Here is a 15541-nt window from a genome sequence, read left to right as displayed (position 1 = left end):
GCCTCGCTGTTCTCGGGCGACCGGGGCTTCGCCGCCGCGGACCCGGTTTCGGCCGTGGCCTCCGCCGGGGTCTCGGCGGGAGCCGCTACGGCCTCTCCGGTGGCGGCTTCCGGCCGCTCGGGCGCGGCGGTCTCGGAAGGTTCGGCCTCGGCCGTCACCCCGGCCCCGGCCGGGGTCTCGTCCCCGCCCGGTATCGCTGTCGTGTCGCCCGGCGTCGGTTCCGTGTCCAAGGCGTCCACGTCCACGTCGATGTCGACGTCGTCGCTGATGTCGTTGTCGATGTCCGGCGGCGGAACCTGGCCATCGGCTGCCCCGGCCGTGTTCGGTGACTGGCGTGTGCTCGTGTGCTGAGGCAACCCGAAGGTCCTTCCATGAGGAGCCCGTAGTCGGAGTGGCGGCCCCTTAGGACCTGGCCGGCCAGACCCTCGCTGGGGAGGCAGGGCCGCCGTCATTCCGTACGAGTTGCCTCGTGCGCCCGTTCACGGAACTGGGCAAACACCCGGCAAACGGCTTATCACCGTTGCGTCACGCGCCCCCTACCGCCGTGAGCAGCGCCAGCGGAGCCGCCGCCGACCTGGACTCCCGTACGCACGCGTGCGGGTACGGGACCGGCTCCGGGTGGGTGTCGCGGCCGTAGCCCGCGAGTACCTCCGGGAGCCGGTGGCCGGCCGCCGTCGCCGCGTCGACCAGCGCGTGGGCGACCGTACGGGCCTCGTCGTGCAGGCCGTAGCGCGAAAGGCCCAGCGTGATCAGCGCGTTGTCGTGCGGCCAGACCGAACCCCGGTGGTACGACAGCGGGTGATACGCCGCCTGGCCGGAGGCCAGCGTGCGGACGCCCCAGCCGGAGAAGAAGTCCGGTTCCAGGAGCCTGCGGCCGACCAGTTCGCCGTACTCCTTGTCGAGGAGGCCGGACCACAGCAGATGCCCCGCGTCGGACGCCAGCGCGTCGACCTGGCGGCCCTCCCCGTCCAGCGCCAGCGCCGGGAAGGAGTGGTCCCGCATCCAGAAGTCCTGCTGGAAACGGTCCCGCAGATCGGCCGCCGCCTGCTCCAGGAGGGCCGCGTACGTCTCGTCCTCCCACACAGTCCGCGCCACCCACGCGGTGCGGCGCAGCGCGTCGTACGCGTACCCCTGGGCCCCCGCCGCCATCACGGGACCGCTTGCGCGGGTGCCGTCGGCTCCGCAGATGGCGCCGGGGGAGTCCTTCCAGTTCTGGTTGGCCAGGCCGCCCTGGTCGGCGCGGTAGACCAGGTAGCCGCGCGAGGTGAGGCCGCCGTGGTCGAGCATCCAGCCCACCGCCGCGCGGGCGTTGGACTCCAGGCGGCGGGCGAGTGCCGTGTCGCCGGTCTGCTCGACATACGCGCCGAGCAGCACCAGGAACAGCGGGGTCGCGTCGACCGAGCCGTAGTAACGCCCGTACGGCACCTGCCCGAAGTGCGCCAGCTCGCCGTGCCGCACCTCGTGCACGATCTTGCCGGGCTGGGACACCGACTCGGGACCCACGTCCGTCGCCTGGGTGGCGGCGAGCGCGGGGAGGGTGGCGGCGGCGAGTTGGGGGCGGTAGGGGAGCGCGAAGAGGGACGTCAGGAGCGCGTCCCTGCCCAGGAGGGTCAGGAACCAGGGCGCGCCCGCCGCCGGTACCCGCAGCTCCTCGCCGTCGAGGCCCGTCGCCGGGACCTGGAGCGAGGCCAGGTCCGACAGGCCCCGGGCGCAGGCGGCGGCCAGCTCCGGCCAGCCGGTGGGGAAGGAGACGCCTTGGACGTACTCGCCCTCCAGCGCGAGGAGTTGCTCGTTCAGCGCGGACGGTGAGCGCGGTACCCGCAGGGCCCGCTTGTCGCCGTGCGGGCGGGCCATCACGCGCAGCGCCAACTCGGCGGTGCCGTGCGGTTCGAGGTCCAGGGTCCACACCATGCGGCGGGCGCCGGTGCCGGTCTCCTCGACGCCGTCCGGGGCGGGTTCGGCGGTGACCGTCGTACAAGAGCGCCATTCGCCGCGCTGGTAGGCGAACTCCACGCCGTCGTCGAGGACTTGGCGGGAGCGGGTGGCTCCGGTCTTCGCGTAGGTGCGGTAGTCGGAGCGGAGCTCGAACTGGTCGGTGAAGTCGGCGTCCGCGGTGACCGCGAGCCGGACCGTGGTCGGCACCGGCCGGTTGCTGGTCACCTTCAGCGACTCGACGAACGAGCCGTCGCCGACGGCCTGTTCACGGAAGAGCGTGTGCGCGGGCGGCTCCTGGCGGCCACCGCGCGGGACCAGGACGCAGCGCGCCATGTCCCCGTCGGCCACGGGCGTCAGTGCCTCAGGCACCGCGCCGTCGACCGTCAACTGCCAGCGGCTCAGGTGCCGGGCGTCCCGTACGAATAACCCGTCCGGGGAACTGCCGCCCCGTACGCCGCTGATGTCCCCGCCGTCGCCCACGGCTGCGAACGTCCCGCCGTGCACGAGCAGATGATGCCGGTCCGTCATCCCCGGTCCCCTCCCTTGACTCTCTTGGCGCCCATGACTGCCTTGCCGTTCACTTCTGTGCCACGCATGTCGAACGTGCCGAGACCCGTGCCGGACACGCCGTGCCCGGGGGGCTCGTGAAGCAGATCGAGGGTCAGTGCGGCGGTCCAGCTGAAGCCGGTCGCGCCGCACGCCTCGCCGTCGTACGGGTCGACGTACTCGGCGAAGTCGGTGGCGGCGGCCGTCTCCAGGACGGCGTCGCGCAGCGCGTCCGCCCTCGGCCGCTCGCCGTGCAGCCGCAGGCCGCGCTCCAGCAGCCAGCTCGTGTTGAACCAGGCCGGCCCGCGCCAGTACCGGTGCGGGTCGAAGGCCTCGCCCAACAGGTCGTAGCTGGGCGGGAGTTGGGTGCTGTCGCCGAGCCCGAAGTGCGGTCCGGACGCCGTGCGGACGAGGGCCGCGACGATGTCCCGGGGCAGGTCGGGGAGGAGGAGGGGGATCAGACCGGAGACGCTCCGCTCGGGGATGAGGGCGCCAGTGAGGGACCCGCGCCCCCCGTCCGGCGTCTCGCCGCGCACGTCCCGGCAGAAGAACATGCCCTCCGCCGGGTCCCACAGCCGCTCGATCAGGACACCGGTGAGGCGTTCCGCGCGGGCGTGCCGGGCGGTGCCGGTCGCGCCCAACTCCCGTGCGATACGGGCCAGTGCGTGCTCGGAGGCGATGAGCAGGGCGTTGAAGGACGGGTCCTCCACCGCGAACTCGCTTGCCCCGTCGGCGTATCGGCCGTCCCGGTAGTCCGTCGCGAGCCGCACGTAACGGCCGTAGTCGAGGTCGGTGGGCCGGTCCTCGGCGGCCCCGTGGTCGAGGTCGGCGCGGCGGAAGGAGCGGGCCGGGGCGGGCGTGACACGGCTCAACGGGGCGTCCCAGCAAGGGCTGTTGTCCATACCCTGTTCCCAGGGGTGCACGACGGACGCGAGTCCGCCCCCGCCCAGGTCGCGCCGGTGCAGCAGATAGCGGTGCCAGGCGGCCAGCCGGGGGTAGACACGGGCGAGGAAGCCGCGGGCGCGGGAGAGGCCGGGGTCCGCGCAGTGCACCAGCCAGGCGGCGAGCGCGTGCACCGGTGGCTGCACGATGCCCGAGGTCTGTACGGTGCGCGGGGCGCCCGCGGTGTGCCCCGCGGTCGAGGAGCGCCAGAAGTCGGGGCTCGGGAAGTACGCGTCGAGCGGTACGGAGGGGTTGAAGACGATGTGCGGGATACGGCCGTCGCCCCACTGGACGGCGAGCAGCGTCTCCAGCTCCGTCTGCGCCCGCAGGGGCGAGAGGTGCCGCAGACCGATCGCGATGAACGCGGAGTCCCAGGACCACTGGTGCGGATACAGACCGCGCGAGGGGACTGTGGAGGCTCCCGTCCAGTTCGCTTCCAGTACGGCAGCCGCCCTGAGGTGCAGGGAACCCGTAGGGGACGGCGGATCGTATACGAGGGTGCGCTCCGTCGGGAGTGCGGTGAGCTGGGCAGTGCGATCCACTGGGGGCTCCACGAAAGACGTCGTGCCGACCGGTTCGGTCATGGCTACCGTAGGGTTACGTCTATTTAACACGCAAAACTCAATATGTAATGCAGAGTTGAGAAACACAAGGGGGTGCGCATGACGGGAAGAGGTCAAGGGAGCGCCGGAGATCTGCTCGAACTGGTGCGCACCGGGCGCGCCACGACCCGAGGCGCCCTCCAGCAGGTGACCGGACTCTCCCGCGCGACCGTCGGCCAGCGCCTGGACCGGCTCTTCCGCGCGGGCTGGCTGCGCGAGGGCGCGGGCGGCCCCGTGGACTCCCCGCTGGGCGGCAGACCCTCGATCACCCTCGAATTCGACGACGCCCATGCCGTGGTCCTCGCGGCGGACCTGGACACCCGCCACGCGCGCGCGTGCGTCCTCTCGCTCACCGGCGAGATCCTCGCGGAGCACGGCGGCACGCTCGTCATCGAGGACGGCCCGGACGTCGTACTCGGCGAACTCGGCCGCTGGTTCGCCGAGTTGCTGGAGAAGGCAGGGCACCGGGCGTCCGCGGTGTGCGGCATCGGGCTCGCGGTCCCCGGCCCGGTCGACACCGACACCGGCCGGGTCGTCCAGCCGCCGATGATGCCCGGCTGGGACGGCTACGACATAAGAGGCCGCCTGGCCCGCGCCTTCACGGACCACACCGGCGCCCCCCGGGTCCCGGTCCTCGTCGACAACGACGCCAACCTCATGGCCTACGGCGAACAGCGCACCGGCCACCCCGACTGCCAGGCCTTCGTCCTGGTCAAGGTCTCGACCGGTATCGGCGCCGGAGTCGTCGTGGGCGGTTCCATCTTCCGGGGGATCGACGGCGGCGCCGGCGACATCGGCCACATCCGGATCCCGGCGGGCGCGCAGGCCCTGTGCCGCTGCGGGTCCTACGGCTGTCTCGCCGCCGTCGCCAGCGGTGGCGCCGTCGCGCGACGGCTGGCCGAGACGGGAGTGCCGGCGGCGTCCGGCTCGGACGTGCGGGACCTGCTGGCGTCGGGGCACCCGGGAGCGGCGGCCTTCGCCCGCGAGGCGGGACGGCAGGTCGGCGACGTCCTGGCGACCGTGGTGACGCTGCTCAACCCCGGGGTGCTGATGATCGCGGGGGACCTGGCCGGCACCTCATTCCTCACGGGCGTACGGGAGCTGCTGTACCAGCGGGCGCTGCCGCGTTCCACCGCTCATCTGCACGTACTGACCTCACGGCTCGGGGAGCGGGCCGGGCTGGTGGGGGCGGGTGCGCTGGTCGTGGAGTACCTGTACGCGCCGGAGCGGGCCGAGGAGCGGCTGCTCGCGCTGGGCATGTGACGTCCGCGTTTCGGTTCCGGGACATGTCCGAGGTCTGTCCGATGTCCGTCCGCATGGTGAAATCCGGGCGGGTGTGGAAGCGTGATTCTCACCACCTTTGATAGGGGTGGCGCTCAGGTGAGCGGATCTTGGGCGGCTGCACTTCTCCAAGGGGTGGCACTCCGTGCCACCCCTTGATCGTTCATCGATCGAAATCAGGCGAGCGTGCAGCCCGCTCAGGTGAGCGGAAAATGCCGCAGATGGGCCTGGTCGCGTTCAAGAAGTGAAAACACTCGACGGTGTTCGCTTGCCGAGCTTTGACTTTCGATCCGCTGGCGGACGACTGGTTACGGACGCATGACATGCAAGTGGACGTACCCAGGCGCCTTCGATCTGGGTATGTTCCTGGCCGTCAGGGCAGCCACCCGCGTCCCGAGGAGTCGAGACCCGTGTCGGAAAACAAAGAACCCCACGTAGCGAAGTTCGTCTATGACTTCACCGAGGGAAACAAGGACCTCAAGGACCTTCTCGGCGGCAAGGGTGCCAACCTCGCCGAGATGACCAACCTGGGCCTTCCCGTGCCCCCCGGCTTCACCATCACCACCGAGGCGTGCAAGACCTACCTCGACAGTGGCGAGGAGCCGGCGGCACTGCGTGACGAGGTGAGTGCACACCTCGACGCGCTGGAGTCGACGATGGACAAGAAGCTGGGGCAGGCCGACAACCCCCTCCTCGTATCGGTCCGCTCCGGGGCCAAGTTCTCCATGCCCGGCATGATGGACACCGTCCTGAACATCGGCCTCTCCGACAGGTCCGTGCAGGGCCTGGCGAAGCAGGCGGGCGACGAGCGCTTCGCGTGGGACTCCTACCGCCGCCTCATCCAGATGTTCGGCAAGACCGTCCTAGGCGTCGACGGCGACCTCTTCGAGGAGGCCCTCGACAAGGCCAAGGAGACCAAGAAGGTCACGGTCGACACCGAACTGGACGCGGCCGACCTGAAGAAGCTGGTCACCCGCTTCAAGCGGATCGTCAAGACCGAGGCCGGCCGCGACTTCCCGCAGGACCCGCGCGAGCAGATGGACCTCGCCATCCACGCGGTCTTCGACTCCTGGAACACCGACCGCGCCAAGCTCTACCGCCGCCAGGAACGCATCCCGCACGACCTCGGCACGGCGGTCAACGTCTGCTCGATGGTCTTCGGCAACCTCGGCCCCGACTCGGGCACCGGCGTCGCCTTCACCCGCGACCCGGCCAGCGGCCACCAGGGCGTCTACGGCGACTACTTGCAGAACGCGCAGGGCGAGGACGTCGTAGCCGGCATCCGAAACACGGTCCCGCTCGCGGAACTTGAGCAGATCGACAAGAAGTCGTACGACCAGCTCATGCAGATCATGAAGACCCTGGAGAACCACTACAAGGATCTTTGTGACATCGAATTCACCATCGAGCGCGGCCAGTTGTGGATGCTCCAGACGCGGGTGGGCAAGCGCACGGCGGGCGCGGCCTTCCGTATCGCCACGCAGTTGGTGGACCAGGGCCTGATCGACGAGGCGGAGGCCCTCCAGCGGGTCACCGGCGCCCAGTTGGCGCAGCTGATGTTCCCGCGCTTCGACGAGGACGCGAAGGTCCAGCAGGTCGGCCGGGGCATCGCGGCCTCGCCGGGCGCGGCGGTCGGCAAGGCGGTCTTCGACTCGTACACGGCGGTGAAGTGGTCGCGTTCGGGCGAGAAGGTCATCCTGGTCCGCCGCGAGACGAACCCGGACGACCTCGACGGCATGATCGCGGCCGAGGGCATCCTCACGTCGCGCGGCGGCAAGACGTCCCACGCGGCGGTCGTGGCGCGCGGCATGGGCAAGACGTGTGTCTGCGGCGCGGAGGAGCTTGAGGTCGACACCAAGCGCCGCCGTATGACGGTGCCGGGTGGTCACGTGGTCGAGGAGGGCGACGTGATCTCCATCGACGGCTCCAGCGGCAAGGTGTACCTCGGTGAGGTCCCGGTCGTCCCGTCCCCGGTCGTGGAGTACTTCGAGGGCCGCATGCACGCGGGCGCGGACGACGCCGACGAACTGGTCGAGGCCGTCCACCGGATCATCGGATACGCCGACCGCGTACGGCGGTTGAGGGTGCGCGCCAACGCGGACAACGCCGAGGACGCGCTGCGCGCCCGCCGCTTCGGCGCCCAGGGCATCGGCCTGTGCCGTACGGAGCACATGTTCCTCGGCGACCGCAGGGAGCTGGTGGAGCGCCTGATCCTGGCGGACACGGACACCGAACGCGAGGAGTCCCTCAAGGCGCTGCTCCCGCTCCAGAAGGCGGACTTCGTAGAACTGTTCAAGGCGATGGACGGACTCCCGGTGACGGTCCGCCTGTTGGACCCGCCGCTGCACGAATTCCTCCCGGACATCACGGAGTTGTCGGTCCGCGTAGCGCTCGCGGAGTCCCGCCAGGAGTCCCACGAGAACGACCTCCGCCTCCTCCAGGCGGTCCACCGCCTGCACGAGCAGAACCCGATGCTGGGTCTGCGGGGCGTACGCCTGGGCCTGGTGATCCCCGGCCTGTTCACGATGCAGGTACGGGCGATCGCCGAGGCCGCGGCGGAACGCAAGGCCGCGAAGGGCGACCCGCGCGCCGAGATCATGATCCCGCTCGTCGGCACGGTCCAGGAGCTGGAGATCGTCCGCGAGGAGGCCGACCAGGTCATCGCGGAGGTGGAGGCGGCGACGGGCACGTCCCTGAAGCTGTCCATCGGCACGATGATCGAACTCCCGCGCGCCGCACTGACGGCGGGCCAGATCGCGGAGGCGGCGGAGTTCTTCTCCTTCGGCACGAACGACCTCACCCAGACGGTGTGGGGCTTCAGCCGCGACGACGTAGAGGCTTCGTTCTTCACCGCCTACCTGGAGAAGGGCATCTTCGGAGTCAGCCCCTTCGAGACGATCGACAGGGACGGCGTGGGCTCACTGGTGAAGCTCGCGGCAAAGGCGGGCCGCGAAACCCGGCCGGACCTGAAGCTGGGCGTCTGCGGCGAACACGGCGGCGACCCGGAGTCCGTCCACTTCTTCCACGAGGTGGGGCTCGACTACGTGTCGTGCTCACCGTTCCGGATTCCGGTGGCGCGACTTGAGGCGGGGCGGGCGGCTTCGGTGGCGCAGGGGAGCGACCATCGGTAGGCCGTAGGGCCGACCGCTGGTAGGTCATACGGCCACTGAACGCCGGAACCGTCGCTCGTCCCCGACCCTCACCGATGGGCGGCGGTTCCGGATCACGAAAGAGGGGCGGCATCCTGTGCGGGGGTGCCGTCCCTCTTCGCATGATCAGCGCGGGCTATCCCGGAACCGGCTGATCAGGCGGGTCATCGCAGGCGTCGGGGAACGGCGGGTGGACGACCGCCCGCCTTCGATCGCGAGGACTACAAGGCTCGGCACGCGGTCGAGTGCGGCATCAACCGGCTCGAGCGAAACCGGGCGGTGGCCACCCGGTTCGACAAACTCGCCGTCCGCTTCGAGGCGACCGTCCTCATCGCCGCAATCAATGAGTGGTTGTGACCCGCCGAGTCGTCACTCGCGGACGGTCCTCAACTGTAAGGTCTCAGCCCTCGTCAAAGCCGCGAAAGGTCCCGGACTCGTCGGCGGCATCGGCGAACTCCGCGAAGTCCATGTTCGCGATGCCGAGGTTGGCCGACACGTGGGGAAACCATCGGGCCGGGACCCTGAACGTGCGCCCAGGTTCGTCTGAGAGGTCCACAGCCAAAAGCGGGTGAGCCGGGTCATTCATCGTCGTCCCGTCCGCCAGGAACACGTTGATGATCTGGTCGTCTTCGTCTGCAACAGCCTCTTCGTCCACCAGCGTTTGGACATCCAGGTCGGCGAAGCGCAGCTCACTGATGTAAGTGGCGAGGGAGTGATCGCCGACAGCATCTAGTGCGGCTCGAACCCCATCCCAGGCTCTCTCGTCACTGAAATCGGTACGCAGAACCAGCGAAGTCAGATCATCAGGCTGAGGCAGGGGCATGACCCGATTTTCTCACTCTAGGCAGACATCCACCTTCGCCACGGCTCAGCGCACCCCAACGGGCATTACCAAACACCCCCTAAAGGCTGTTCCAGAAGTCCGTGGGCGGGGCATTTCCCCTGTATGGCTGGGGTGTTGAGGGCTGAGCCGGTGTGGATCGAGGTGTTCACCGGGTTGCGGGCGGATCGGTTCGCACGGCTGTTGCGGGCGGTGCGAGAGCGGGGTGGTGAGCATCCGCGGATGGGGCGGCCGTGGCGGCTGCCGCTGGCCGAGCGGGTGCTGCTGGTGGCGGTGTACTACCGGACCAACCTGACCATGCGGCAACTGGCGGTGCTGTTTGGCGTCTGTCCGGCCACCGTGTGCCGGATCATCCAGCAGGTGGGCCCGCTCCTGGCACTGGAGCCGGCGCCCCGCCCCGAGGAGGCGCCGGACCGGCTGTGGATCGTGGACGGCACGCTCATCCCGGTGCGCGACCGCACCGTCGCCGCCTCCAGCCGCAACTACCGCTTCTCCGCGAACGTGCAGGTCGTCATCGATGCCGACACCCGCCTGGTGATCGCCACCGCATCCCCGGTAGCGGGCAACATCGCCGACGCCCATGCCTTTCGGGACACCGGCCTGGCCCAGGTCTGCGCCGGCACCACGGTCCTCGCCGACGGCGCCTACGGGGGCACCGGTCTCGTCATCCCGCATCGCCGCCGCGGCAAACGGCCGCTGCTGCCCATCCAGGAAGCCGACAACGCCGCACACCGCAAGGTCCGGGCCCGCGTCGAGCACACCTTCGCCCGGATGAAGAACTACAAGATCCTCCGCGACTGCCGGCAACGCGGCGACGGCCTCCATCACGCGGTCCAGGCCATCGCCCGCATGCACAACCTCGCCCTGAGCACCTGATCGACAACCCGTGCGGCAGGCACCCCACTGCCCGCCCACGGACTTCTGGAACAGCCTTTAGGCGCGAGAGCAGGGTGACGGCTCCGCACGGGATCTTGGCGGCTTCGGCGAGCCCTGTGCCCCGGGCGATGTCGAGCGGGTAGTAGGTGTCGGTCAGTTCGTTCGGCTGATCGTCGAGAAGGATCACGCGCCGCCGTACGACGACCGTCCCGCCCTCCGGAATCCCGAACAGCCGCGCCACCTCGGCCGGCGCCGACACCTCTCCTGCGTGCACGATCCGCTGGGTTCCCCTGCGCCCTGAGCCGGCGCGTCGGCTCCCCAGGCATCGCTCTGCCCGGTCCCACGCGGAGTCAGATACGGCAGGAAGTACTGCCACATCTGCTGGCGCTCACGACGTCCTCCTAGAGCGCGAGGGGCCGTTCGCCACGATGCGGCTTCAATCGCTGACGTTCGCACCTGTTGGTGTCAAGCGTTGATGTCGGGAACCAGGGTCGCCCTTGGCGAACTCGACTCGGCCCGCTACTGAGCATCCGTCCTGGATCATTGACCACAAGAACTATCGAGCAGGCTCACTGCGGACGACAGCGCTCGCCAGCTCACGAGCAGAGGACGGAACCTGAAGGCCGGGGAAATGACCAGTCCGCAGTCCTCGCTGAAACCACTCTTCGAACTCTTGACTCACCTGCTTGGACGTCAGCAACAGAACCACTGCCATCGAACGAGGCCTACCTCCTTCCAGAGTAGTCACCTTGAACCACCCGGCTACGTCTAGGGCCAGCTTCTCCTTCGGCCAAATCCCACCGCCGTTGGGAACTCGGTGGACGATCCATATTTCATGATCTGCAGGCAGGTCAAGGACTCTGCCGCCGACCTCGATCTCAGCGTCGAAGGTCTCACCCTCGATCGGGCTGGTGAGCCACGCTCGACTCTCTTGCCCCGGCTCAGCAGCGTGAGCTTCTCTGCTGATTCGCCGCCGTTGCGGATAGGACAGCAACCGGGCCAAGACCCGTTGTCCGTGACGAGTGCACGCGACAAAGACGGACACAAGGACGGTACTCAACGCACCGCCCAACGCCGCTAGCAGCAAATTGATCACCTTTACAGGGCGCGCACGGGTGGATTGTCGCTGCACGCCTCCCCCCTTGCCAAGGAGACTAGGCTCCAGCGGCGTCTCGGACAGCTACCTTGCCATTCCGCGCCTTTATGTGGCTCGATGACCGAAACCAAGCCTCCCAACGTGCAACCTCAGCCCCCCTTCTGGGAGCTCTCCGCGCACGCCACTACTCCGCCGGCACTCGCGAACGGCGCCCCCTCCATCCCGGAGTTGGAGCGCCCCCGCCGGAGGCACATCCTTGACAGCCGTGCCGTGATCGCCACTCGTGGGCCCGGCTTATTCATGCCGACGGCGAACTCGACCACTGTGCCATCTGCTGTGTATGTCGTCCGGTGAAGCTCAACTATGGGTTCACCGAGGGAAGTTGTAGGAGTTTCACCTCGTCCGCTGTCGGCACGCGAGCGAACAGCACCTCTTTCATGTGGTCGATCTCGTACCCGGCGTCGTAGAGCACCCGGTATCCGCCGCCACGGCCGGCGGGGCCTGGCGTTGGGTCGACGATGCGGGTTCCTTCGACGTCTTCGGGCCTGTAGTAGCTGGTCAAGGTGTGCGTCGGTTGCGTGCCCTCCTTTACGAGGCGAGCACGTGCATACACCGGTGAGCCAACTGGGACGCCGAGCCCCTCAGCGATCATCGTGTCCGCCGCGACGCGGTCGACGGTCTGCGTCTGCTCGTTCCGGTCGTAGGCACGCCCCGACGCCACCCGATCAGCGATGAACGCGACTTCGTCGCTGTCCCGCCATTTGACCTTGTCGTAGCGGGTGATGCCGAGCCGTTTGAGGGCGGAGCGCGGACGCGCGATCGTGCCGTGGCCTCGTGTCGATGTCACGAGGCCTTCGGTGTGGCCGAGTTCCCAGCTCAGAGGGCCGGCCATCCACCTTGTGCGGGGGTGTCGTCCCTCTCGTCGGACACCGGCAGGCGTGGGCGTCACATCGTGAACTCGTACAGGTCGTAGGCGACCATGGCCAGGCGGCGGGGTCCGCTGGTCCAGCCGAGGGCCGAGCCCAGCGGAGCGGTCACCGCCTGGTGTCCGATCGCTGTCAGTCCGGAGTCGGCCGTGCCCATCCACAGCGCGCCCTCCTCGGTAGAGGCGAACCAGCACGGCCCCTTCCGGTACTCCCCCCAGACGGTGCTGAAGTTGAAGACCTGGGCACGGCTCGGGTCGACTACCAGGTTTGCCCTGTCCCGCAGGACGATGTCCCACTTGGCGCCGCCGATCTTGTAGTACCAGAGGTTGTGGTCCTCGCGTCCGACGGAGCAGGTGGCGACGAGGAGCGAATTCCCCCGGACTCCAAGGTCGTTCACGCCCCGTCGGGCCCGGGGATTGAACACGGTCTGCGACAGGACCCGTCCGGAGGGGATCTCGACGACACACAGGTACCCGTCCTCCGAGCCGGTGACGACCCGGGCCACTGTCCGGGAGTCGGTCACCGCGTCGATGGCGTTGATGTCATGCAGTCCCCACGGATTCACCGGCGCGGGGTTACGGAGATCCACCGACCGCAGGAAGGTCAGCCGAGGACGCTGCGGGGCGTAGGACCACACCGACAGATGGCCGGACGCATGACCCGTCACGAGGCTGCCGCCCGTACCGCCGGAGCGTACGGCGAGGGCACTCGTGGCCACTCCGAGGGCGCGGTCGAACCGAGGGGTCTCCGTCAGCCGCAGATCGGACCAGAGACCGCTTGCCGAAGACCACAGGGCGATCGAGCCGTCGTCGTTCGACGTGACCAGCGACGCACCGGGCAGCGGTGCCACTGTCCGTACGCCTTGGTAGGCGGGGCTGTTCACATTTCTGCGCAGCACGGGTCCGGTCGATCGCGAGACGGTGAACTCGAAGATACTCATCGAACCGTCCCACCGGCCGACGGCGAAATGCCGTGAGTCCAGCCAGGCCAGGGACTGCGCCATGTCGTAGGTGGTGCCGCTCGTCTCGATGGGCAGGGGCGACCGGCTGCTGGACAGCTCCTGCCGTGACCTGATGACGGCAGGCAGCGGTGCGCAGGGGGCCGGAACCGAGACGGAGGCGGCTGGCTCCGCCTCGGGTTCCGGTAGGGCGGTGGCCACGGCCGGCGCCGTAGCCGGGAGGTGCGCCGCCATGAGTCCTGGCATGGCCGCCACTCCCTTGACGACCTGTCGCCTGGCGATCCTCCGTTCGTGCTCGTCCGGAAACGGAGTCATCGTGTGCGCTGTCCCTTCTTGAGGGTCTTGGAAATTGCTTCGACGAAATCGACCAGGCGTGGTCCCCAGCGGGACGACACGTCGTCGTCGATTTCTATTACTTTTCCACTGCGTACGGCTTTGATCGCTTTCCATCCGGAACGCTCCCGGACCGTCTTGAGGTTCTGGCCACAGCACCTGGTATCGGCCAGGAAGATCAGGTCCGGGTCGGCGGAGATGATTTGGCGGGGCGTCAGCTTCGGATATCCCGATCCTTCGACGTCGTACGGATCGGCGATGTCCTGGATGCCGAATTCTGCGTAGACGGAACCGATGAAGGTGTGGGACGTCGCGGAGTAGTAGCTGTTGTCGATCTCGTGGTAGTACCGGGTGTCCCGTGGCGGTGAGGGTGTCGACCTCACCAGATTTCCAATCTTCTTCCGCATGTGGTCGGCGATGTCGTTTGCCTGTGTGGTGTGGTGTGTCAGTTCGCCGATTTTCTCGATCGAGGTGTATGCGCCGGTGAGGTCGCTCGGGGTTCGTTCGAGGTAGACCTTCACTTTCCGGTCGCGGAGTTCCGAGATGATCCCCTTTCCGCCGTCCGATCCCGTGTAGTCCGCCAGGATCACGAGACTTGGCTTGTACCGCATGATCTCGCCGATGTCGGGATTGATCGCGTGGATCTTGTCGACACTCTTCTGGCGTGCCTGTGGCGGGTAGTCGGAGAGGCCGTCGACGGCCACGACGTCGTCGTCGGCGCCCACGGCGTACAGGATCTCCGTGGCCGTGGGCGACAAGGACACGATGCGCATGTGCTCGGACGGCTTGTCGTCGCAGCCGGTGAGCAGTCCGGCCAGCAGGAGCACGGAGGCCAGTGCCGACCGCAGGGAGGTGGAGTTTGCCATGTGATTCCCCGTCACCTTTTCTCGGGAGATGGGCGAGTTTCCCTGACGCCACCTTCGGCCGACCACGAGAAGCCGTTCGGCAGCCGGGTGTCCGCGTCGATCTTCTTGGCGGAGCGCAATTGCTGGAGCGTCAGTCCCTTGGCGTCGCTGAGGTCCGCGCCGGTCAGATCTGACTGATTGAGATTCGCGCCGTCGAACGAGGCGCCGTTCAGCTGTGCGCCGGACAGCCGAGCGCCGTTGAGATCGGTGCGTCGCAGGTCCGCGCGAACCGCTGTCACGCGGCTCAGGTTGGCTCCGCCCAGATCGGCCCGGAACAGTTTCGCGTGCGTGAGGCGGGCGTTCATCAGCTTCGCGCCGCCGAGCTTGGCTCGCGACAGATCCGCCAGGCCGAGTCTGGCCTCGGAGAGGTCGGAGCCGATGAGATCGGATCCGGTCAGAACGGATCTCACCATTTTCGCGCCGGACAGGTTCGCGGAATTGAGCCGTGCCCCGGTGAGATCGGCGCTGTCGAGATTCGCTTCGCTGAAGCTGGCCTTGCTGAACGTGCCGTATGCCAGCCTGGAACCGCTGAAGTCAGCGCCTTCGAAATGCGCGAAGTCCAGATCGGCTCCGGTCAGGTCGCGCCGGCTGAGGTCGACCGAATCGGCCGGGAGCCGTTGCGGGCGTTTCTCGATCGCCGTGAGTGCCGCTGCCACATCCACCCTTGGGCGGGTGCTGCTCGTTTCCGTCCCCTGTCCGAGAGGGGTCCGCAGCTGGTGGACGTCCGGTGCCTCCTGTCGTACGAAGGCGCAGAGGAGGTCCAGCACCACCGACCGGTACCGCCTGGAGACATCGGGCGACATGGTGGCGGACGCGATCGCGATGCGTTCCAGGGAGTGGATACCGCCCAGTCGTTCCAGGACGGAATGCGAATCGAGTTGGGCGACGGCTGCGCTGTAGTGCTCGGCGAGTCCGCTCTCGGTGTCCTGCACGTTCTGCTGGTAGGTCTCCTGGTGGCTGATCCTGGAGTCCTGGGCGCTCTCCAGGATCGCCTGGTACGAGATGTAGGTGGTGGCCAGGGCGATCAGCAGGGTGACGACCTGCTGGACCATGTCCCAGCGGGCCGGGCCCTGCTGTCCCGTCTGCGGGGACCGGCCGCGTCGGCGCAACGATCGCAGTCGGCGTCTCAGTTGCGCTGTCCGACGGGACAC

General features: G+C 68.4%; 9 protein-coding genes and 4 pseudogenes. 4 read left to right on the top strand and 9 right to left on the bottom strand.

Going from position 1 to position 15541, the window contains the following annotated elements; all coding sequences use genetic code 11:
* The 3 genes and pseudogenes from JHN45_RS28260 to JHN45_RS28250 form a co-directional block, all read right to left on the bottom strand.
* Positions 1–356: pseudogene (locus JHN45_RS28260) on the bottom strand (hypothetical protein); the annotation flags it as partial.
* 169 nt (positions 357–525) lie between these two features.
* On the bottom strand, positions 526–2463 hold the full coding sequence (locus tag JHN45_RS28255; protein ID WP_200714821.1) for a glycogen debranching N-terminal domain-containing protein: 1938 nt from the start codon (positions 2461–2463) through the stop codon (positions 526–528).
* Positions 2460–3965 carry a hypothetical protein gene (locus JHN45_RS28250; protein ID WP_201051236.1) on the bottom strand — a complete coding sequence of 502 codons (1506 nt, stop codon included), beginning with the start codon at positions 3963–3965 and terminating at the stop codon, positions 2460–2462. The genes JHN45_RS28255 and JHN45_RS28250 overlap by 4 nt, the downstream gene beginning before the upstream one ends.
* 120 nt (positions 3966–4085) lie before the next feature.
* Between JHN45_RS28250 and JHN45_RS28245 the strand changes: the two genes are divergently transcribed.
* The 3 genes and pseudogenes from JHN45_RS28245 to JHN45_RS28235 form a co-directional block, all read left to right on the top strand.
* Positions 4086–5288, top strand: coding sequence for an ROK family protein (locus tag JHN45_RS28245; RefSeq protein ID WP_201051234.1), 1203 nt, complete (start codon positions 4086–4088; stop codon positions 5286–5288).
* A gap of 428 nt (positions 5289–5716) precedes the next feature.
* Entirely contained in the window at positions 5717–8437 is a 2721-nt protein-coding gene (gene ppdK, locus JHN45_RS28240) for a pyruvate, phosphate dikinase (RefSeq protein WP_201051232.1), read from the top strand.
* A gap of 156 nt (positions 8438–8593) precedes the next feature.
* Positions 8594–8812 (top strand): annotated as a pseudogene (locus tag JHN45_RS28235) (IS5/IS1182 family transposase); the annotation flags it as partial.
* A gap of 43 nt (positions 8813–8855) precedes the next feature.
* On the opposite strand, the gene JHN45_RS28230 reads toward JHN45_RS28235, so the two are convergent.
* A complete protein-coding gene (locus JHN45_RS28230) occupies positions 8856–9278 on the bottom strand; it encodes a hypothetical protein (protein ID WP_201051221.1) in 423 nt (140 codons plus the stop codon).
* A gap of 123 nt (positions 9279–9401) precedes the next feature.
* Here JHN45_RS28230 and JHN45_RS28225 point away from each other — a divergent pair, with 123 nt between their 5' ends.
* Positions 9402–10172 carry a transposase gene (locus JHN45_RS28225; protein WP_201051219.1) on the top strand — a complete coding sequence of 257 codons (771 nt, stop codon included), beginning with the start codon at positions 9402–9404 and terminating at the stop codon, positions 10170–10172.
* A 58-nt stretch (positions 10173–10230) separates the two neighbouring features.
* Here the strand turns inward: JHN45_RS28225 and JHN45_RS28220 are convergent.
* The 5 genes and pseudogenes from JHN45_RS28220 to JHN45_RS28200 all read right to left on the bottom strand — a co-directional run.
* Positions 10231–10550, bottom strand: a pseudogene (locus JHN45_RS28220) (UTRA domain-containing protein); the annotation flags it as partial.
* Between the two features lie 1014 nt (positions 10551–11564).
* A pseudogene (locus JHN45_RS28215) lies at positions 11565–12160 on the bottom strand (UTRA domain-containing protein); the annotation flags it as partial.
* Between the two features lie 53 nt (positions 12161–12213).
* Complete coding sequence (locus tag JHN45_RS28210; RefSeq protein ID WP_201051217.1) at positions 12214–13398, bottom strand: WD40 repeat domain-containing protein; 1185 nt, start codon at positions 13396–13398, stop codon at positions 12214–12216.
* A gap of 65 nt (positions 13399–13463) precedes the next feature.
* Positions 13464–14312 (bottom strand): ABC transporter substrate-binding protein, encoded by an 849-nt coding sequence (locus JHN45_RS28205; RefSeq protein ID WP_201051214.1) that lies wholly within the window; start codon positions 14310–14312, stop codon positions 13464–13466.
* Positions 14313–14362: 50 nt separating this feature from the next.
* Positions 14363–15499, bottom strand: a complete 1137-nt coding sequence (locus JHN45_RS28200) for a pentapeptide repeat-containing protein (RefSeq protein ID WP_201051211.1) — start codon at positions 15497–15499, stop codon at positions 14363–14365.
* Positions 15500–15541: the final 42 nt, after the last annotated feature.

Origin of the sequence: Streptomyces sp. MBT53 (assembly GCF_016654115.1) — a bacterium.
Classification (GTDB): Bacteria; Actinomycetota; Actinomycetes; order Streptomycetales; family Streptomycetaceae; genus Streptomyces.
This window is presented reverse-complemented; position numbering and strand designations above follow the sequence as displayed.

What these genes read in the sequence shown, in the direction of transcription:
- JHN45_RS28255 (WP_200714821.1), bottom strand. Translation starts at nt 2,463, where the DNA reads ATGACGGACCGGCATCATCTGCTCGTGCACGGCGGGACGTTCGCAGCC.
- JHN45_RS28245 (WP_201051234.1), top strand. Translation starts at nt 4,086, where the DNA reads ATGACGGGAAGAGGTCAAGGGAGCGCCGGAGATCTGCTCGAACTGGTG.
- JHN45_RS28230 (WP_201051221.1), bottom strand. Translation starts at nt 9,278, where the DNA reads ATGCCCCTGCCTCAGCCTGATGATCTGACTTCGCTGGTTCTGCGTACC.
- JHN45_RS28225 (WP_201051219.1), top strand. Translation starts at nt 9,402, where the DNA reads ATGGCTGGGGTGTTGAGGGCTGAGCCGGTGTGGATCGAGGTGTTCACC.
- JHN45_RS28210 (WP_201051217.1), bottom strand. Translation starts at nt 13,398, where the DNA reads ATGCCAGGACTCATGGCGGCGCACCTCCCGGCTACGGCGCCGGCCGTG.